Annotated in this window: 22 protein-coding genes; 16 read left to right on the top strand and 6 right to left on the bottom strand. The window is 40.0% G+C overall.

Features of this window, described 5'->3' with window-relative positions:
- Positions 1–55: 55 nt before the first annotated feature.
- Positions 56–1,114 carry a sporulation integral membrane protein YtvI gene (gene ytvI, locus B7E06_RS12375; protein ID WP_082234287.1) on the bottom strand — a complete coding sequence of 353 codons (1,059 nt, stop codon included), beginning with the start codon at positions 1,112–1,114 and terminating at the stop codon, positions 56–58.
- Positions 1,115–1,208: 94 nt separating this feature from the next.
- Positions 1,209–1,577: a YugN family protein gene (locus tag B7E06_RS12370; RefSeq protein WP_082234286.1), complete on the bottom strand. Its 369-nt coding sequence runs from the start codon at positions 1,575–1,577 to the stop codon at positions 1,209–1,211.
- 193 nt (positions 1,578–1,770) lie between these two features.
- Here B7E06_RS12370 and B7E06_RS12365 point away from each other — a divergent pair, with 193 nt between their 5' ends.
- From B7E06_RS12365 to B7E06_RS12350, 4 genes are all read left to right on the top strand, one after another.
- A complete protein-coding gene (locus tag B7E06_RS12365; protein WP_082234285.1) occupies positions 1,771–2,199 on the top strand; it encodes a CBS domain-containing protein in 429 nt (142 codons plus the stop codon).
- A 104-nt stretch (positions 2,200–2,303) separates the two neighbouring features.
- Positions 2,304–2,711, top strand: a complete 408-nt coding sequence (gene ylbD / locus B7E06_RS12360) for a spore coat protein YlbD (protein WP_082234284.1) — start codon at positions 2,304–2,306, stop codon at positions 2,709–2,711.
- Positions 2,712–2,797: 86 nt separating this feature from the next.
- Entirely contained in the window at positions 2,798–3,232 is a 435-nt protein-coding gene (locus tag B7E06_RS12355; RefSeq protein WP_082234283.1) for a YlbF/YmcA family competence regulator, read from the top strand.
- Between the two features lie 155 nt (positions 3,233–3,387).
- Complete coding sequence (locus B7E06_RS12350; protein ID WP_082234282.1) at positions 3,388–3,663, top strand: YlbG family protein; 276 nt, start codon at positions 3,388–3,390, stop codon at positions 3,661–3,663.
- Between the two features lie 292 nt (positions 3,664–3,955).
- Here the strand turns inward: B7E06_RS12350 and B7E06_RS12345 are convergent, their stop codons facing one another.
- Positions 3,956–4,345: a DUF7147 family protein gene (locus B7E06_RS12345; protein WP_082234281.1), complete on the bottom strand. Its 390-nt coding sequence runs from the start codon at positions 4,343–4,345 to the stop codon at positions 3,956–3,958.
- A gap of 370 nt (positions 4,346–4,715) precedes the next feature.
- Between B7E06_RS12345 and rsmD the strand changes: the two genes are divergently transcribed.
- Together rsmD and coaD are read left to right on the top strand one after the other, a co-directional pair.
- A complete protein-coding gene (gene rsmD, locus B7E06_RS12340; RefSeq protein ID WP_082234280.1) occupies positions 4,716–5,264 on the top strand; it encodes a 16S rRNA (guanine(966)-N(2))-methyltransferase RsmD in 549 nt (182 codons plus the stop codon).
- A gap of 14 nt (positions 5,265–5,278) precedes the next feature.
- Entirely contained in the window at positions 5,279–5,761 is a 483-nt protein-coding gene (gene coaD / locus B7E06_RS12335; RefSeq protein WP_082234279.1) for a pantetheine-phosphate adenylyltransferase, read from the top strand.
- Positions 5,762–5,969: 208 nt separating this feature from the next.
- Here the strand turns inward: coaD and ylbJ are convergent, their stop codons facing one another.
- The gene (ylbJ, locus tag B7E06_RS12330) at positions 5,970–7,151 is read right to left on the bottom strand and encodes a sporulation integral membrane protein YlbJ (RefSeq protein ID WP_245807727.1); all 1,182 of its coding nucleotides are present in this window, start codon (positions 7,149–7,151) and stop codon (positions 5,970–5,972) included.
- 153 nt (positions 7,152–7,304) lie between these two features.
- On the opposite strand from ylbJ, the gene B7E06_RS12325 reads away from it, so the two are divergent.
- Complete coding sequence (locus B7E06_RS12325; protein WP_082234278.1) at positions 7,305–8,087, top strand: patatin-like phospholipase family protein; 783 nt, start codon at positions 7,305–7,307, stop codon at positions 8,085–8,087.
- A gap of 6 nt (positions 8,088–8,093) precedes the next feature.
- Positions 8,094–9,122, top strand: a complete 1,029-nt coding sequence (locus B7E06_RS12320) for a SepM family pheromone-processing serine protease (RefSeq protein ID WP_082234277.1) — start codon at positions 8,094–8,096, stop codon at positions 9,120–9,122.
- Between the two features lie 44 nt (positions 9,123–9,166).
- Here B7E06_RS12320 and B7E06_RS12315 read toward each other — a convergent pair whose 3' ends face one another.
- Entirely contained in the window at positions 9,167–10,384 is a 1,218-nt protein-coding gene (locus B7E06_RS12315; protein ID WP_082234276.1) for a nucleotidyltransferase, read from the bottom strand.
- A gap of 185 nt (positions 10,385–10,569) precedes the next feature.
- On the opposite strand from B7E06_RS12315, the gene B7E06_RS12310 reads away from it, so the two are divergent.
- The 4 genes from B7E06_RS12310 (at position 10,570) to B7E06_RS12295 (ending at position 12,700) form a co-directional block, all read left to right on the top strand.
- Positions 10,570–11,091, top strand: a complete 522-nt coding sequence (locus B7E06_RS12310) for a YceD family protein (protein WP_082234275.1) — start codon at positions 10,570–10,572, stop codon at positions 11,089–11,091.
- 44 nt (positions 11,092–11,135) lie between these two features.
- On the top strand, positions 11,136–11,309 hold the full coding sequence (gene rpmF, locus B7E06_RS12305) for a 50S ribosomal protein L32 (protein ID WP_082234274.1): 174 nt from the start codon (positions 11,136–11,138) through the stop codon (positions 11,307–11,309).
- Between the two features lie 98 nt (positions 11,310–11,407).
- The gene (locus tag B7E06_RS12300; protein WP_082234273.1) at positions 11,408–12,160 is read left to right on the top strand and encodes an enoyl-CoA hydratase/isomerase family protein; all 753 of its coding nucleotides are present in this window, start codon (positions 11,408–11,410) and stop codon (positions 12,158–12,160) included.
- Between the two features lie 63 nt (positions 12,161–12,223).
- Positions 12,224–12,700 (top strand): RsfA family transcriptional regulator, encoded by a 477-nt coding sequence (locus tag B7E06_RS12295; RefSeq protein WP_082234272.1) that lies wholly within the window; start codon positions 12,224–12,226, stop codon positions 12,698–12,700.
- 46 nt (positions 12,701–12,746) lie between these two features.
- Here B7E06_RS12295 and B7E06_RS12290 read toward each other — a convergent pair whose 3' ends face one another.
- Positions 12,747–13,226, bottom strand: a complete 480-nt coding sequence (locus B7E06_RS12290) for an N-acetyltransferase (protein WP_082234271.1) — start codon at positions 13,224–13,226, stop codon at positions 12,747–12,749.
- A 148-nt stretch (positions 13,227–13,374) separates the two neighbouring features.
- Here B7E06_RS12290 and B7E06_RS12285 point away from each other — a divergent pair, with 148 nt between their 5' ends.
- From B7E06_RS12285 to mraZ, 4 genes are all read left to right on the top strand, one after another.
- On the top strand, positions 13,375–14,247 hold the full coding sequence (locus B7E06_RS12285; RefSeq protein ID WP_179134046.1) for a 2-dehydropantoate 2-reductase: 873 nt from the start codon (positions 13,375–13,377) through the stop codon (positions 14,245–14,247).
- Positions 14,244–14,624: a DUF3397 domain-containing protein gene (locus B7E06_RS12280; protein ID WP_082234269.1), complete on the top strand. Its 381-nt coding sequence runs from the start codon at positions 14,244–14,246 to the stop codon at positions 14,622–14,624. Before B7E06_RS12285 ends, B7E06_RS12280 begins: the two co-directional genes overlap by 4 nt.
- An 85-nt stretch (positions 14,625–14,709) precedes the next feature.
- On the top strand, positions 14,710–16,335 hold the full coding sequence (gene bshC, locus B7E06_RS12275; RefSeq protein WP_082234268.1) for a bacillithiol biosynthesis cysteine-adding enzyme BshC: 1,626 nt from the start codon (positions 14,710–14,712) through the stop codon (positions 16,333–16,335).
- 160 nt (positions 16,336–16,495) lie between these two features.
- Positions 16,496–16,927, top strand: coding sequence for a division/cell wall cluster transcriptional repressor MraZ (gene mraZ, locus B7E06_RS12270; protein ID WP_082234267.1), 432 nt, complete (start codon positions 16,496–16,498; stop codon positions 16,925–16,927).
- The last annotated feature ends 1 nt before the right edge of the window (position 16,928 follow it).

Genomic DNA, 16,928 nt, shown 5'->3' with positions numbered 1-16,928 from the left:
TCGTGAGGGTTTTTCCTTTGCATATCACTTCTGGAATATGTCTTTGCTACCTATGCTATAATTTATAGTTCCAGCGAATAATTCCCGCCTCTTTTGCTGAGTTAAAGGCAATCACCAGGAGCGGACCAAGTATAAAGCCCATTAAGCCTATAAGCTGAAGACCAATATACATGGCAATAAGAGTGGCCAATGGAGAAAGCCCTATATGTCTCCCCATCACCTTCGGTTCTACAGTACGACGGATCGCAAGCAGGACGATGGCCAGAACAGAGAGCTGAATTCCCATAGTCACTTCTCCGGTAATAAGGGCGTAAACAGCCCATGGACCAAGGATAATAATCGAACCGATGATCGGTATAAAATCAATTGCCCATATAATAAGAGACATCACAATCGCAACTTCAGGTGCAATCCAGAACAGCCCCACAAGTGATACGATAAAAATGAGAATGCTCACTAAAAACTGGGCTTTTAAAAAGCCAAAAACGACATAAGATAAGCGGCTGTTCATAAATTTAACTTTTTCAGAAGTCGATTCTGTAAAATTTCTGTGCATTTTTTCTTTAAGTCTGGGCATCTCAAGCATAAATAGAAACAAGGCAATCAGATATACGAGTAAGCTAACTAAGTACTCAGGGATCTTTGCAGCAAATGCTGCTATATTGCTTAGCTGCAACCTCTCAGAGAGCGTCTGTGTCGTCGTGTCCAGGGTATTTTGCAATTCGTATGTAACTCTGTCTACGAATTCTCTTGGCATATTCTGAGTAAAAGAGTTCATACTATTCTGCCAGTTAACCATTACGTTGTTAATTTGGTTAATATACATAGGGGCATTATCTGCAAGTTCTACAAGCAGAGTTACTGCCCGGGTCACCGCATATGCTCCGAGAATTCCTAACATAAGGAGAAACAGTAAAAATACAATAATAACCGCCATTTTTCTGTTGAGACGGAACCTAAATTGAATCCAGCGTATGGCCGGGTTGAGAAATAGCGCGGTAACTAAGGCCACGACTAAGGGAACGGAAACCGGTAAAATGAAATAACCTGCCACAATTAAAATAATACCAATAAGCAGGATAGTCCACTGGCGTTTGCTCAAAAACTTTAACAATTCTTCATGCTCCTCCTTCATTTTACGAAGACTGCGGCTGTGTTAAAAAGAAGCCGCTCCACCACCTGGTGTGCGACTTCTTGTAGCCGTTTACTTAGGACTTCTGATGCTGAGCAACAGATTCAGTAACTTTCTTGACTGCATTTGTCGCTCGTTCAATTAAGCCTGAGTTAAAGTCTTCCTGTTCTCCATATTCTACTCCATGCGGGTAGTAATGCTTTCCTAATAAAGGAGTCATAAGCTGAATAACTGCGTTGCCTTTGTCAACATCTCCTTCAAGGGCATACCCTTGAATTCGAATGTAATACGTAATGTTTTTTTCGGGTGAATCAATCTTGTAATCATAAGTAACCCGTTCATAGTCCCAGGAACCTCCAAGGATGAAACCGTTACTTTCCATAATATGAGTAAGCGGTTTAAGATCAACAAGTACTTTTTCAATTCCAGTGCCTTCTAGTTTCATTTGTTCCACCTCACAAAAATTATGTAACTCCCTAAAATTACAGTAAGTACACGTTCAATTTAGGATTGAAACTTTTTTCAAAAGCTCTCAATCGTGACTTCATTATACTATAAATAATAACTCGTTGCATGGTTTAAATTTAAGAATCAGGGGACACTAACAATTGATCTTTGAACTATTAGGAGGATACAAAATGAAAACAGTAAGAGACGTAATGACAACGGATGTTTCTGTATGCCAGACAAGCAGCACTTTATACGAAGCAGCATCTTTAATGAAGCAGCAAAATGTAGGAGCGATTCCTATTTGCGATGAGAATGGCCAGCTGCAGGGAATGGTAACTGACCGAGATTTAGTTATCAGAGGCTATGCAAACAGCAGTCCGGATTCTACCACTGTTCAACAGGTCATGAGTGATCACGTGTATGAGGTAACTCCAGATACTACTTTAGAAGAGGCTAGTCAAATTATGGCTCAGCATCAAATCCGCCGTCTGCCGGTTATTGAAAATGGAAAGCTTGCCGGAATTATTTCTCTTGGCGACCTTTCTCTTGATGAGAAGTCAGACCAATCGGCTGGAGTGGCTCTTCACGAGATCTCAGAACGCCCCGAGCTTCACTAATTTTTTCAAGGTGCTCTTTTAAAAAAGAGCACCTGCTTTACATATGAACAATGCAACTAACGATGCATAGGCTATAGGGTAGAATTCATAGTGAGGTGTCAGTGATGAGCGAGCATGTGTTACATCCAAATGTTCAAAAGTTCAAAAGGTTCGTAGATCGGCATCCGGAAGTAAAAGATCAGCTAAGGAAAGACCATACCCTGATGCAGAATTATTATGAAAAGTGGATGATTCTTGGGGAAGAAGATCCGTTTTGGGAGAATATTGCAGAAAGCGCAAGCAATGAAAAATCAGAAGAATCTTCTCTCTCTAAGAAAGAGTGGATGAGACAGTTCGGGGATTTAATGAAAGAAATTAAATGGGAAGATGTTTCAAAACATATCGATGAGCTAAACGGAGCCATTGATCAAATTCAACAGTTAATTTCAAATATGCAGACTCAAAGGCAAGGTCAAAAACCAAACCAAAACCCACATGATAGAAGGCGTCCGATGGAGTATCCTTATTACTAGCTTTTACCAAATGAAAGGACAGAATGAAGAAGTGATTTTCATTCTGTCCTTTCATTTGGTATGATGATGGTGGAGGTGAAAGTGCCATGCTTGCAACAATGGAAATTGTTGAATTACTGGATCAGTCAGAAAGTGTCGGCCGGATGATCATGGATTCTGATGTTATGGAACATTATAGAAATATGAAAAATGAATTAGAATCCGATGAAGACGCCCAAGCTTTGATACGTAATTTTAAAAATATAAAAGATCAGTATGAGGACGTGCAGAGATTCGGACGTTATCATCCTGATTATAATCATATAATGAAAGAAGTCCGCAGTGTGAAGCGTGAAATGGACATGCATGAGAAAGTAGTGCAGTTTAAAAAAGCGGAACGAGAAGTACAACGCCTACTGGATGAGATCAGCCAGAGTGTTGCTTTTAGTGTCAGCGAGCAGATTAAAGTGCCTCGTAATGGAATGGTATTTGATTCAGGCTGCGGTTGTGGAAGCGGAGGAGGCTGCGGCTGCGCTTCTTAAAAAAATAGAATCTCTCTTTTTTTATCAAATTAAAAAGAGGGATTCTTTATTAAAAAAGTCTTTTTAGCCGTTGATGGCCCCTTTGAAAATATTTGCTGTTTAGTCATCATTCTGATAGAATATCGATAAATATCTAGAAAAAGTAGGGAATGCTGATGAGAACTAAACGTCAAGGTCTTGTCGTGTATTTTCAGCATATGAAAAATATACGACAGATTAAAAAGCATGGCCATTTAATTCATGCTTCTAAAAAGCAAAAGTATGCCTTGTTGTATGTAGATCAGGAAGATATCGAGTTTAAGATGGATAAACTTGAACGCCTGCCTTTTGTTTCTCGTGTCGTCCCTTCACACAAACCGGAGATCCGGACAGAATACGAAAACGCTAAACCTGATAAAGCAAAGCAGTACGATTATAAAATGGGAATTTAAAAGGAGCCTTTTTAGAGGGCTCTTTTTTATATGTAAAAAGCGTTCCGCTTATACAATCAATGGTAAAAGGCTGGGAAATGGTGAGACTCCTGCTTGGAGATAGAGCCAAGGTGAGATCCGCGAGTGGAGCGAGCTACTCACCGGCTCTCCTCTTAAAAACGAACTATTTTCCAGCGGCTTTTCACTATGCTTGAAAAAGGAATAAAAAGCTTTTTATTTTTTAAGCTGAGAAGTAAGTAACCTCATGAAAGCTTCCTTAACAAATCGTAAAAGGAGCCTAAAAAGGCTCCTTTTACCTTAATGGTTTTAATATTTTATTTGTCCTTAAAATACCAATGAGGTAATTGTAATATAATTCAGTTTCAGGAAATAGTGTGGACGGTTTCACTGTGAACTCCACTACAAATTTTCCAGCTTCCTCAGCAGTTGTCTTGAACATTTCGAATCGCTTATTCGGCTTCTCATGAGGATTAGGGATACCTTCACGGCATATATAAATGGGCTGGAATTTTTGTTCTGTTGTCGGCTTCATTATAAAAGCGAGAGATGCCGCAGGAAGTCCATTTTTTTCACTATAAAAAGCAAGGGCATGTTCAATTCTATCCTTCATCTGAGTTCCAATCTCGACTAATTCATAAATATCTGTATATCCCTCTCCAAGTTCAATGAATTTCTGTCTCATAGCATGTGCCTCCATTTTAATTGTCTTTTTTCACTTTAGCACTGATGAAACAAATTGTGAACAAAGTATAGGGAAAAAGTTAAATTAAACATAACAATATTATGGTAAACAAAACGCAAAAAAATAGGGCTGTCCTACGAGGGACAGCCCTTCTTCCTGCTTAATGACGATAAGCAAAAAGTAAAGGGAGAGGAGAAACCGGTCGAAGAACTTATGGGGAGATAAGTCTTCACCGTTTCCAGAAGCAAATGTCCTGCTTCTATACTACATTATGACCAGGAAGAAAAATTTTATACAATAAAATGAAAAGTTTCCCCTAAGATTGATTTATGGTAGGATTATTGTGAATAAAAGAGAGGGGGAAGCCCTTATGAGAGTAATTGCCGGCGAACATAAAGGACGGGCTCTTAAACCAGTGCCTAATCATAAGACAAGGCCGACTACGGATAAAGTTAAAGAATCCGTTTTTCATATGATCGGACCTTTTTTTGATGGCGGAACAGCACTCGATTTATTTGCTGGAAGTGGTGGACTGGGCATTGAGGCTCTAAGCAGAGGTGTAAATACCTGTGTGTTTGTCGACCAGCAGCCAAAAGCAATTTCTGTCATTCATGAAAATTTAAGAACACTTAAGCTGGAATCACGAGCGGAAGTTTTTCGAGCAGATGCTTTTAGAGCTTTGAAAGCAGCCGCTAAGCGGGAGTTAACTTTTCAATACATATTTCTTGATCCGCCATATAAAAAATTCTCTTACGAAGAATTGATGCTGCAGATTCTTGAATATCAACTTCTGGCTGAAGATGGAACGATCGTTTGTGAACACGATGCTTCTGAAGAAGTCCCGGATGAGGTCCAGCATCTCAAGCTTATAAAAACCGAAAAATATGGAAGTAATATCGGTGTGTCTATTTTTGGATAAAAGGAGTTCATATCATGACTAAATTAGCAATATGTCCGGGCAGTTTTGACCCGGTTACTTACGGCCATCTTGATATTATCAGTCGAGGAGCCAAAGTTTTTGATCATGTAACGGTGGCTGTTTTTAATAATCAAAGCAAAGCGCCATTATTTGATGTAGAGGAGCGTGTAGCTCTGCTTAAGGAAGTTACCAAAAATCTTGAAAACGTATCCATAGATTCCTGTGGAGGTCTGTTAATGGATTATGCTGAACAGCAGGGGGCTCAGGCTATTATTCGCGGTCTCAGAGCAGTCAGTGACTTCGAATATGAAATGCAGATCACGTCGATGAACCGTAAATTAAATGAACAGATTGAAACATTTTTTGTGATGACAAATAATCAATATTCTTTCCTGAGCTCAAGCATTATTAAAGAAGTCGCAAAGTATCAGGCGAACATCTCTGATTTAGTACCGCCAGTTGTAGAAGAAGCCTTAAAGAAGAAATATAATCAGTAATATTATCTATCATTTAAAGAAAGCAGCCTTATTTAATAAGGCTGCTTTCAGCATTTAGATAACATATTTAATGATAAGGTTCATTATGACAGAGCTATGCTGAAATCCGCGAGTGCAACGAGCTAGCTCACCGGCTCACCGCTGATAGGCGAGCGATTTTCATCCATAAACGGAACAGTCCTCTAACACTCAGATAACATCAATGTTGTTAAATGGACTGCTTTCTTTTCTGCCATAAAAATAAAAATGCAGCAAACAGGCTCGTGATAGTAACAACGGGTCCAAAATTCATCATGAATTCCATGTAAGACTGTTTATAAAATTCAGGCTGATTGGAAACAGCCAGTGAGTGTCTGGCTGCTGCATCGGTTGTATAATAAAAGATCGTCACTAACACGCATGCAGCAACACCATGAAACAACCGTGCAAAGAAGTATGGCATGAACCGGATATCTGTATCAGACAAGATACTAGCAATTTGAGCTTGAATCGACAGGCCGTGAAAACCTAACATAAAGCTAACCAGTAAAATTTGGGTAAGCAATGGAGCAGTAGTGGAAGTGACGGCTCCAATTCCTGTTGTCAACTCGAAAATCCCTGAAATGACTGCCATATGGAGATCCTCATTGACCTTAAAAATAGTCAAGAGGTAAGATAAGGCGTCGAAAAGAATCCCTGCTTTAATCAACTGTGTTAATACAGAAAAAAGCATAATAAATCCACCGATTAAGAGCAGTGTTTGTACGGATTTGGTTACTGCTTCACCTAATAGGTGGCCAAATGGCCGTCCATCTTTCATGCGGGCTTTATGTATCTCTAAAGCAGCCTGCTTAATTGAGAACGAACGGGTGAGTGACCTTGTGCGGGTATCTTTGTAGCCATAGAATCTCATCGCTATTCCGACAAGTACACTTCCACCGTAATGCCCTGCAGCGAACAAAAAGCCTAAGGATGGGTCACCGAAGAAACCTACAGCTACTGCACTTAAAATAAATAATGGGCTGGAAGCGTTTGTAAAGGCGACAAGTCTTTCCGCTTCAATACGGGAAACTTGTCCAGAAAGACGGAGTTCACGTGTCCACTTTGCCCCTGCTGGATAGCCACTTGCCATTCCCATGATCCAAACAAAGCCTCCGGAACCGGGCACATTAAATAAGGGACGCATCAGCCGCTCAGAGAGCAATCCGACTCCGTGAACGATCCCGAAACCAAATAAGATCTCTGCAATGATAAAGAATGGCAGTAGAGAAGGGAATACGATCGTCCACCATAATTCAAGCCCCTGTTTACTGGCTTGTAGAGCAACATCAGGCATTTGAATAAGGGAAAAGGTTATAAATAAAGTAATAACTGTTAATATAATGGTTTTGAATAAAGCCAGTGAAATCACCCCTTTTTTTAAGCGGCTTGAATTCTGTACTTATAAAAATATCCATAGTAAAATAGTTTTGACCCCTTCTTCTTAATGTTTATGTTAAGGCTCATAACTGATGAGCAAAAATCATAAAATAACTTAAGACGTTTTTGCCGGGAGAGATGTTTTATGAAACAGCCGATCATCGGACTGGCCCTCGGCTCAGGAGGCGCCAGGGGCTTTGCTCATCTTGGGGTTCTAAAGGTATTAGATGAGAACAACATACCTGTTGATTTAATAGCAGGGAGCAGTATGGGAGCGCTTGTAGGTTCTTTTTATGCCTGCGGTCAACGAATGGAAGATATGTATAAACTTGCTTTCACCTTTAAACGGAAATACTACCTTGATTTTACTGTTCCGAAAATGGGATTTATTCAGGGGCGTAGAATTAAAGAGTATATCCGTTTATTTACATTTGGGAAAAATATTGAAGATTTTTCTGTACCTATGTCTATCGTTGCTACTGACTTAGCAGCAGGGAAGAAAAGAATTTTTACGAAAGGGCCGGCTTGCGAGGCTGTTCGGGCCAGTATCGCGATTCCCGGCATATTTGTGCCTGAAAAGATTGACGGAAGGCTGTATATCGATGGAGGAGTGATCGACAGAGTTCCTGTATCTGTGGCCAGAGAAATGGGGGCAGACATCATTATAGCAGTAGATTGTTCGCATATAGCCGGCGAACCAGAGATTCATTCTATATACGATGTCATTATACACAGTATAGATATTATGCAGGATGAATTAGTTTCTGTATCTGGTGTATCCAGCGACTTTATGATTCGCCCGGATGTATCCAAATTTAGTTCAAGAGCATTTACAGATATAAAAGATATTGTAAAAGCCGGAGAGGAAGCAGCTGAAGAGAAAATAGACAGCATTCTGGCTAAGATACGAGATTGGAAGGGGTCTTAACGACTAATGAATTCGAATAGAAGAATAATCATAACTGGGATTATTACGATTATAATCGTAGCTTTTATTGGTGCCTATCGGTTGCCTTATTATATTTATAAACCTGGAACAGCGGATGCGTTGGATCCCTTTGTAGAAATTGAAGGAGCTTATGGAAGTGAAGGAGATATGCATTTAGTTACGGTCCGCGGAGGACAGGCGACCCCGTTGCAATGGATTATTTCTCAAGTGCGTCCATATCATGAAGTGGTGCCGATTGAACAGGTAAGGCCACAGGGCATTTCAGAAGAAGACTACTTTCATGCCCAGCTGCAGTTAATGGAGTCTTCACAGGAAGCGGCTAAGGTAGTGGCATATCAGGCAGCCGATAAAAATATTACAATAGACTATAACGGAGTATTTGTCGTGAACGTTCTTGATGGGATGCCTGCTGAGCAGAAGCTGAAGGCAGGAGATGAAATCATTAAAGTAAATAATCAATCAATCGATGAATCGAGTGACCTTGTTAATTATGTGGAACGCTTGAATGAAGGAGACGAGGTTGAGCTTACGATTAAGCGTGAAGATGAAACCCTGACGAAAACAATTGAAGTAGCACCTTTCCCTGACCAGCAGGAAAAAGTGGGAGTAGGAATATCTTTAGTAACTGATCGTGCGGTAGAAGTAGAGCCAAAAGCAACGATTAAAAGCGGTGAAATCGGTGGTCCTAGCGCAGGTCTGATGTTCTCCCTTGAAATGTTTGATCAGCTGACAGAAGAGGATTACAGTAAAGGGTATGAAATTGCAGGCACCGGGGAAATTGATTATGACGGAAATGTTGGACGTATCGGTGGGATAGATAAAAAGGTAATTGCTGCAGATGAAGACGGATGTGATATATTCTTTGCACCGAATGAAGATGGAGCGGAGAATTCAAATTATCAAATTGCAAAGCAAGCCGCAGATGAAATTGGAACAGATATGAAAGTTGTCCCTGTCGATACTTTTCAGGATGCCGTTGATTATTTAGAAAAACTTCCTGATAAAAGTGCCTAGAAAAAAATCCTGCATTGATCAATTAGATCAGCTGCAGGATTTTTTTAGTCTATTATTCGAACAGGCGGGCCGAATTCTGAATGAGAAAGACGGATTCTTTTTTTTGCTGCCAGTGGGCTGTAATAAGTAACGGATGCTCTTTTCTCAATGGAAAGCAATGGATGTTCCTCAAATTTTTGTGGCTGGGTGAACAGAGGAAGGTCAAGATGCTTTTTTTGTCTGCTTAAATATCTTTGTCCAGTCTCATTCATGCCAAGGACTCGAATGTAAGGCAGAGGTGTATCAAGCTGCCTGTCAGCTTCTTCTTTTTCTAAGCCGGTAAGAATATGGGCACATGTCCGCTGTAATCGTGTCCATGTGTACCGTTTTGTTTTTATACGCTTCATAAAATGTTGAAAGCTCAGAGATGAAGCGGCGAATTCTTTTAAACGATATTCAAGTCCTTCATCCACTCCATGGTAACGCCGCAGCTGCTCGTGACTTAATGTACATAGTTTATAATAGAGCAGTGAAAAATAAAGTTCCCAGTTATGCCACAGGCCAGCTTGTTCCTTATATAAATAAAGCTGTTCTATTGTACTTTTTGGAATAGAGGATCTTACATTTTCATCTATATCCTCTGTTTCAAGAATCTGTTTTCTTAAGCTAGTGGCACTGGCCATTTTCCCTGATATTTCAGTATCGTGGTACTGGCTTTCTTTTCGCTTTATTGTCATTGGTTCAATCGACGGAAAGCTTGTTAATATTTGTTTAACATAGCTGTAGCCTAATATATTATTAGGTGATGAAAAATCAATGGCCTCTTTATCCAGTCCTATCGCCTGCTGGGCTCTTCGGGCAGCGTTAGGGAAAGAGATGCCTTCTCCTAAAGCCTTTTTTAATTCCCATTGGTAGTGAGGGCCATGTATATGTAATTGTTTATAGGCGTTAAGAAAAGGTTCGATCGTTCCCTGTTCACTCCCGAAACAGATAGCCTCTGCACCTGAAGCTCCGAGCACCTCAACGGCCCCTTTACTGAAAAAGTCACTGTGCTGGACAGCATAAAGGTAGGGGAGCTCGATAACGAGGTCTACGCCTGATTGTAAGGCTGCCTTAGCCCTGTGCCATTTATCGATGATCGCAGGTTCGCCCCTCTGAAGGAACTGTCCGCTCATTACTGCAATTATACAATCAGCATTAGAAAGCTTTCGGCTCTCTTGGGCATGATAAAGATGTCCATTATGATAAGGGTTATATTCCACAATAATCCCGCATGCTTTCATTAAACACTACCTCCTTTTTATAGTAAGCATTTCCTTAATTTTATCATGTCATCCTTAGATAGTTGTGAATGAAGCAAAAGTTTATTAAAATAGAAGTACTGTCAATTCCTTAGGTGTAAAGAAAAAATATTGACAAATTACCAAAATCCTTTTACAATAACTCTTGTTGCCATGAGGTGATAACAATGAAATTTCCTCTACAAAAGCTTAGTCAATCAGGTGATAAGCCGTTTGAATTTGAAGATGATGTAGAAATTCACGAATTAGAGGATATGAATAACGATATCCGTAAGATCACGCCGGTTCATGTTTCCGGCCAAGCAGTAAAGTATGGTGAAGACATTCATGTTACGTTTACTGTGGAAGGAGAAATGACTCTTCCCTGTGCCCGTACATTAGTGGATGTACCCTATCCTTTTCGTTTTGAGGCTGAAGAGCATTTTAACGCTTCTTCCTACTATGAAGAAGAAGATGAGAGTGAAATTCACCCTATTCAGGGAGAAGTTCTTGACTTAACTCCTTATATCAAGGAAAATGTAATATTAGAGGTTCCGACTCGTGTATTTTCTGAAGATGATAAGGCTCAAGAGCAGGCTCTTACAGAAGGTAAGGGATGGCAAGTGGTAAGTGAGGAAGCGGAGGAAAAGAAAATCGATCCTCGAATGGCTAAATTGCAATCATTATTAAATGAAGAAAATGACGAATAAGGAAATATCCCTTTCCTCTCGTAGATATAAAGGAGGTGTAGAACATGGCAGTACCAAAGCGTAGAACTTCCAAAAAGGTTAAAAACCAACGTCGTACTCATAAAAAATTACACGTACCTGGAATGGTAGAATGCTCTAACTGTGGCGAGTATTTCAAACCTCACCATGTTTGCAAATCTTGTGGACATTATAACGGAAAAGAAGTAGTTTCCCAGTAACCGGGTAAAAGAGTCTGAATAATATTCAGACTCTTTTTTTATGGGATTTTGGTAACATATAAAGAAACAAAGCTATCGCGGGAAAGGAGCATTTTAAGATGGAACAAATTATAGTTAATGAACATGTGAACGGACTTGCAGTTGTTACGCTTAATCGACCGGAAAAAATGAATGCGGTTTCAAAGGAAATGACGAGTCAACTTGCCTCAGCCTTACAATCGCTTAAACAAAAACCGGGTTTAAAGTGTCTCGTATTAACAGGAAAAGGACGCGCTTTTTGTGCAGGAGGTGATTTAAGTGAGCTCCATGGCGGTCTTAGTGAAATGGAAGCCTATCAAATTTTGAAACCGATGAATGAAGTGCTGTATCAGCTGGCAGTCTTTCCAGTACCGACGATCGCTTTGTTAAATGGGCAGGCAAGAGGTGGAGGTTGTGAACTTGCTACAGCCTGCGATTTCCGCTACGGAAATGAAGGAGCTTTCTATGGGTTTGTCCAAGGCAAACTTGGTATTACTCCAGGTTGGGGTGGGGGAGAGCTGCTGTATCAGAGGATTAGACCGGAGTATGCTTCCCATTGGCTGCTAGTATCAGAGATGTACAGTGGGGAGACCGCCCATCAAATAGGCTGGCTACATAATATTGGGGATTATAAAAATGCGGAAGAGGCTGCTGAACCTTTTTTAGAAAAAAGTGTAAAACAAGTGCGCTGGTTTAAGAATCAATATCTGGAAAAACTATCGATTAATAAGGGCGCGATGGATAAAGAAACGGCAAATTGCGCTAAGCTATGGGAATCGAAAGAACACATAGAAGCGGTAAGGAATTTTATGGACTCAAGAAAAAAATCTTAAATTATAGTCTATCAATCTCCTCCTTTGCATAACTATAAGCAAACCAATAGAGGAGGGGATATAATGGATGCTCCAAGACAAGATGCCTGGAAGGAAGAGGAAGATGATCTTTTAGCTCAAACCGTCCTTGAATACATCCAGGAGGGCCATACACAATTAGAAGCCTTTCAGGAAGTTGCCCGCCGGCTTAACCGTACACCGGCAGCCTGCGGGTTTAGATGGAATGCGACTGTGCGCAAGCGGTATCAAAATGAAATAAAGGAAGCTAAGCAGAAAAGAACGACTCAAAAAGCTGTACTTGGAACTGCTGCGGCAGCTTCTGTGAACTCATCTATTTCTCTTGATGACGCTATTCTTTTATTAAAAGAAATGAAACAGCAGTCTGCCCAGCACGATCAAGAACAGCTGCAGGCAAGACTTTATAAGTTAAATGAAGAAAACCTTCAATTAAAGAATCAAATTAAACAGTGGGAAGAAGCCTGGTTAGAAATAGATAAACTGACAAACTGGGTGAAAGACAGATATCAAAGTTCTTCTTAATGAAAAAAGGCCCTACAAAATTGTAGCGGCCTTGTGTTATTTTCTATTAAGATTTGCGTTCCTCAACACCGCTGGGAAGCCAGATCAAAGGATTTTCTCCTAAATCTCTTTCCATATCATAGTCGGCAGGTGAGAAGCCCATTTTATCCCAGAAAGCTTCAGATTTCACTCTCGGGTTAGTTTTTATAGGCATACCGTAGCCTTTTGCAAAATCGACAAGCGCCTTCCCATAGCCCTGTCCACGGTAATCCGGGAGTACTTCAAGTTTCCACAGCTCCATATAATCTTGTGGAGGATTAAAATAGTGATCATATTTTTTAGAAACCTTATAAAGGCTCATCCTAGCTACTAAAGCGTTTCCAAAGTAAATACCGAAAAACGGTGATTCACTGTCATTTTCTACAATATTGCTTTCCAATTCTTCAAGCATAGCTAATTCCTGATGGCCATATTCTTTAAATCGTTTAAACTCTTCTAACGTTTTATAATTTACTAAAAGAGGTTGGACTTTTAATTTTGTATGCATACTCTAGATTCCCCTTTCCAAATTCTCTCTTCTTTCATTATAATATAAAAATATTCAGAATGAAATGAACAAATGGCCGAATAAGGAATTGCTTACTCTCCTTCTGTAAATTCTGCTACAATAAATGTAGAAATTGGGAGGTGAGCACTTGAAAATAGGTATTTTAGGTGGAGGATCAGTAGGGCTGCTGCTGTCCTCTTATTTAAGCCGTGAGCATGAAGTCTTCCTTTATGTCCGGTCTTTAGAACAAAAAGAACTAATTGAAGCAGAAGGAATTATTTGTGATAACCGTACAGCACACGTTAATGTATTATTAAGTGATGAATTGCACAAACACTCTTGTGATCTTATGATGATTACGGTTAAACAGTATCACCTCACTCAAATTTTCGATTTACTCCCTGCTCAAACCCCGCTTTTATTTCTGCAAAATGGAATGGCCCACCTATCTCTTCTTGAGAAGCTGAAAAACCCTTGTGCAGTGGGAGTTGTAGAGCATGGGGCTTTAAAAATAGCGATGAACCAAGTTTCTCATACTGGAAAAGGATCTGTTCAAATGGCTGTATTTAAAGGTGAGGCTGATGTAATCGGTTGGGCACAGTTGATTTCTAAGGATGAGTTTCCGTTTTATTCGTGCGGGAATTATTATTATATGCTTTCCAGGAAGCTGATTATTAACACGGTGATTAATCCACTTACGGCTATTTTCCAGGTGAAGAATGCCCATATTATAGAAAACCCCCATATTAGGTTCCTTGCCCATAAGCTGTGTCAGGAAGCATCCATTGCTTTAAATCTTGATAATGAAGAACAATGGGAAAGAATAACAAACATTGCTGAAAATACAGGAAGTAATCATTCCTCAATGTATAAGGATATCTTATGTGGAAGAAAAACAGAAATTGAGGCAATCAGCGGCTACATTTTTCAAATTTTAAACGAACAGGCGCCTTTTCACGAATTTGTGATAGAATCAATCCGTGCCCTTGAAGAAAAAAATCGAAAAGGAGAGCGTTTATGAGTCAGTTTTTTATTTATACTATTGCTTTTATTGTTAGTGCTCCCTTATTCTTTTTATTTCTATTATATTTCTTTTCACGAAAGCTTTTCCGGAATAAGAGAAAAGCCGTCCATCAAACAACACATTTAATGGTGCCGGTTTTAGTTCTGGCAGTTCATGTGCTTTTTGTCGTCCTCTTTAATCAGAATTTCTTCCCATGGATTCTTGTTTTTCTTCTTGGACTTCTTGCTTTCTCCATGATCATCCAGTATAAGATTCACGAGGAAGTTCTTATTTATAAATCTTTTAAAAGCTTTCTCAGGCTGAGTTTTTTATTCTTTGCTCTCGTTTATGTGGGACTTACTTTATATGGAATAATTGCTCGGCTGTTTTTATAACAAACAGATTAGGTGAACATAAGGTGAGATTTATGTAAAATACATATTGGTACATATCAACCTATGTATAGAAGGAGAAGGTCACATGCAAATCGAGCCAATAAGTTTACCGGATGTTCATTCATTCGTTTCCGACTATAAAAACAATTTCAATAGTTTAAAACATAAATTCAACTATAACCCTTTTTTAGAGGAAGATTGGAAGAAAAGGGATAGGGAGATTCAAAACCGTGAATACCAGCGGGAGAAACTTGCAGGAATTTTTACGGAAATGAACGAGCGCTGGGGAGCTTCAGAGCAGACGTTTGAAAATATAGATAAACTTAAGGAAAAAGAGACGACAGCGGTAGTAGCCGGCCAACAGGCTGGTCTGTTAACAGGTCCCTTATATACTGTAAATAAAATTATTTCAGTACTGCAGCTGGCAAAGAAGAAAGAAAAACAGCTCGGCCATGCAGTGGTGCCTATCTTCTGGATAGCCGGGGAAGATCATGATTTTGCAGAAATTAACCATATTTATCAGGAAAAAGATGGGCAAATGAAAAAGTATCCAGTAGAGACAGAAATAAATGAGAAATTCTCGGTATCTGATCTGCCATTTGATAAAGAATCAGTTTTAAGCTGGCTTTCCGGGGTGTTCGCCGAGCTGGCTGAAACGGAACATACGATGGATCTATACAGACAATTTGAAAAAATGGTCAGCCTTTCAAGCAGCTACACTGATTTTTTTGCAGAAATCGTTCATGTCCTGTTTAAAGACAGCGGAATTATTTTAATGGATGCCCATGCGCGTCAAATCCGCCAGCTTGAGGCCGATTATTTTAAGCAGCTGCTTCAGTGTAATAAGGAGATCGGTAAAGGAGTATTTACAGCTCTTCAGGATCATCAGAAGCTTGGTTACCCTGCTCCTTTAGATTGTGAACCTGAGGATGCACACTTATTTTACCACCATAATCAGGAACGGGTGCTGCTTACGAAGAATACAGGTAGAACATTCTCAGGAAAAAGAGATGAGCTCACCTTAACCTTAGAAGAACTTGAGAAAGTGGCTGAAGAAGCTCCCTGGCTGTTAAGCAACAATGTGGTGACACGGCCGGTGATGCAGGAACTGCTTCTTCCGGTACTCGCTTTTATCGGAGGGCCTGGAGAAATTAATTACTGGGGTGTATTGAAACCAGCATTTGAAGCAGTAAATGCAGCAATGCCTCCGGTTGTTCCACGTCTATCTTTTACATTGGCTGATCGAAAAACAGTTCAGCTTCTACGAGATTATCATCTGGATAGAGAAGAAATCGTTAAGCACGGTGCCGGCCATTTGAAATTAAACTGGCTGGCTTCAAAGAGTACGCCTCCGATCGACCAGCTAATCGCTCAGGTTAATGAAGAAATGGACCGTCTGCATAAACCGTTAAGAGAAACGGCTGGTGAAATCTCTTCTGATATAGGGGCGCTGGCTGAGAAAAACTGGCAATATATCGAAGGATCACTTGAATTTTTGAAGAAGCGGATGGTCCAATCGATTGAAGATAGATATCAGCATGAACTCGGTGACTTTGAGTATCTTCAATTAATACTTCGTCCGAATGGAAGTCTGCAGGAAAGAGTGTGGAACATCCTTCCATGGATTAACCGTTACGGACTGGATTTGTTTCAACGAGTAAATCAGAAAGATCTGGAAGAGGAGAAGGGACATTACTTGATTGAGTTGTAAGTTGCCACCCACTTCTCTCCACCTATAAAACTGAACTAAAAAACCTTTAGAATCCTGCCTTCAATGGCAGGATTTTTTTACCTTATATCGAATTATAAAAAATGAGTGGAGAAAAGTGGGGCGATGTGGTAGTCTGAAATTAGAAAGTGGGGAAGACTATATGTTCATGGGCGAATTTCAACATAACATTGATACAAAAGGCCGGATCATCGTTCCTTCTAAATTTCGCGATGAACTTTTAGACGGCTTTGTGCTGACACGCGGTTTAGATCAATGTATATTCGCCTATCCTATGAGTGAGTGGACATTACTGGAGGAAAAGCTTAAGAAGTTACCACTCACTAAAAAAGATGCCCGCGCTTTTACCCGCTTTTTCTTATCAGGTGCTGTTGAATGTGAAGTAGATAAGCAGGGTCGGGTTAATATCCCTCCTCCCCTTCGCAATCACGCTGCGCTGGAAAAAGAGTGTGTTATTATTGGGGTTTCCAACCGTATTGAGTTTTGGAGCAAGGATAAGTGGGAGACTTACTTTGAAGAATCCGAGGAGTCTTTCGGAGAAATTGCGGAGAATATGTTAGATTTTGATATTTGAT

The organism is Halobacillus massiliensis (assembly GCF_900166625.1).
GTDB lineage: Bacteria > Bacillota > Bacilli > Bacillales > Halobacillaceae > Halobacillus_A > Halobacillus_A massiliensis.
This window is presented reverse-complemented; position numbering and strand designations above follow the sequence as displayed.

Excerpts from the sequence above, each read along its gene's own strand:
- rpmF (WP_082234274.1), top strand. The coding sequence starts at position 11,136 with ATGGCAGTACCAAAGCGTAGAACTTCCAAAAAGGTTAAAAACCAACGT.
- B7E06_RS12355 (WP_082234283.1), top strand. The coding sequence starts at position 2,798 with ATGCTTGCAACAATGGAAATTGTTGAATTACTGGATCAGTCAGAAAGT.
- B7E06_RS12365 (WP_082234285.1), top strand. The coding sequence starts at position 1,771 with ATGAAAACAGTAAGAGACGTAATGACAACGGATGTTTCTGTATGCCAG.
- B7E06_RS12280 (WP_082234269.1), top strand. The coding sequence starts at position 14,244 with ATGAGTCAGTTTTTTATTTATACTATTGCTTTTATTGTTAGTGCTCCC.
- bshC (WP_082234268.1), top strand. The coding sequence starts at position 14,710 with ATGCAAATCGAGCCAATAAGTTTACCGGATGTTCATTCATTCGTTTCC.
- rsmD (WP_082234280.1), top strand. The coding sequence starts at position 4,716 with ATGAGAGTAATTGCCGGCGAACATAAAGGACGGGCTCTTAAACCAGTG.
- ylbD (WP_082234284.1), top strand. The coding sequence starts at position 2,304 with ATGAGCGAGCATGTGTTACATCCAAATGTTCAAAAGTTCAAAAGGTTC.
- mraZ (WP_082234267.1), top strand. The coding sequence starts at position 16,496 with ATGTTCATGGGCGAATTTCAACATAACATTGATACAAAAGGCCGGATC.
- B7E06_RS12350 (WP_082234282.1), top strand. The coding sequence starts at position 3,388 with ATGAGAACTAAACGTCAAGGTCTTGTCGTGTATTTTCAGCATATGAAA.
- B7E06_RS12300 (WP_082234273.1), top strand. The coding sequence starts at position 11,408 with ATGGAACAAATTATAGTTAATGAACATGTGAACGGACTTGCAGTTGTT.
- B7E06_RS12325 (WP_082234278.1), top strand. The coding sequence starts at position 7,305 with ATGAAACAGCCGATCATCGGACTGGCCCTCGGCTCAGGAGGCGCCAGG.
- B7E06_RS12295 (WP_082234272.1), top strand. The coding sequence starts at position 12,224 with ATGGATGCTCCAAGACAAGATGCCTGGAAGGAAGAGGAAGATGATCTT.
- coaD (WP_082234279.1), top strand. The coding sequence starts at position 5,279 with ATGACTAAATTAGCAATATGTCCGGGCAGTTTTGACCCGGTTACTTAC.
- B7E06_RS12315 (WP_082234276.1), bottom strand. The coding sequence starts at position 10,384 with ATGAAAGCATGCGGGATTATTGTGGAATATAACCCTTATCATAATGGA.
- B7E06_RS12320 (WP_082234277.1), top strand. The coding sequence starts at position 8,094 with ATGAATTCGAATAGAAGAATAATCATAACTGGGATTATTACGATTATA.
- B7E06_RS12310 (WP_082234275.1), top strand. The coding sequence starts at position 10,570 with ATGAAATTTCCTCTACAAAAGCTTAGTCAATCAGGTGATAAGCCGTTT.
- B7E06_RS12370 (WP_082234286.1), bottom strand. The coding sequence starts at position 1,577 with ATGAAACTAGAAGGCACTGGAATTGAAAAAGTACTTGTTGATCTTAAA.
- B7E06_RS12290 (WP_082234271.1), bottom strand. The coding sequence starts at position 13,226 with ATGCATACAAAATTAAAAGTCCAACCTCTTTTAGTAAATTATAAAACG.
- B7E06_RS12345 (WP_082234281.1), bottom strand. The coding sequence starts at position 4,345 with ATGAGACAGAAATTCATTGAACTTGGAGAGGGATATACAGATATTTAT.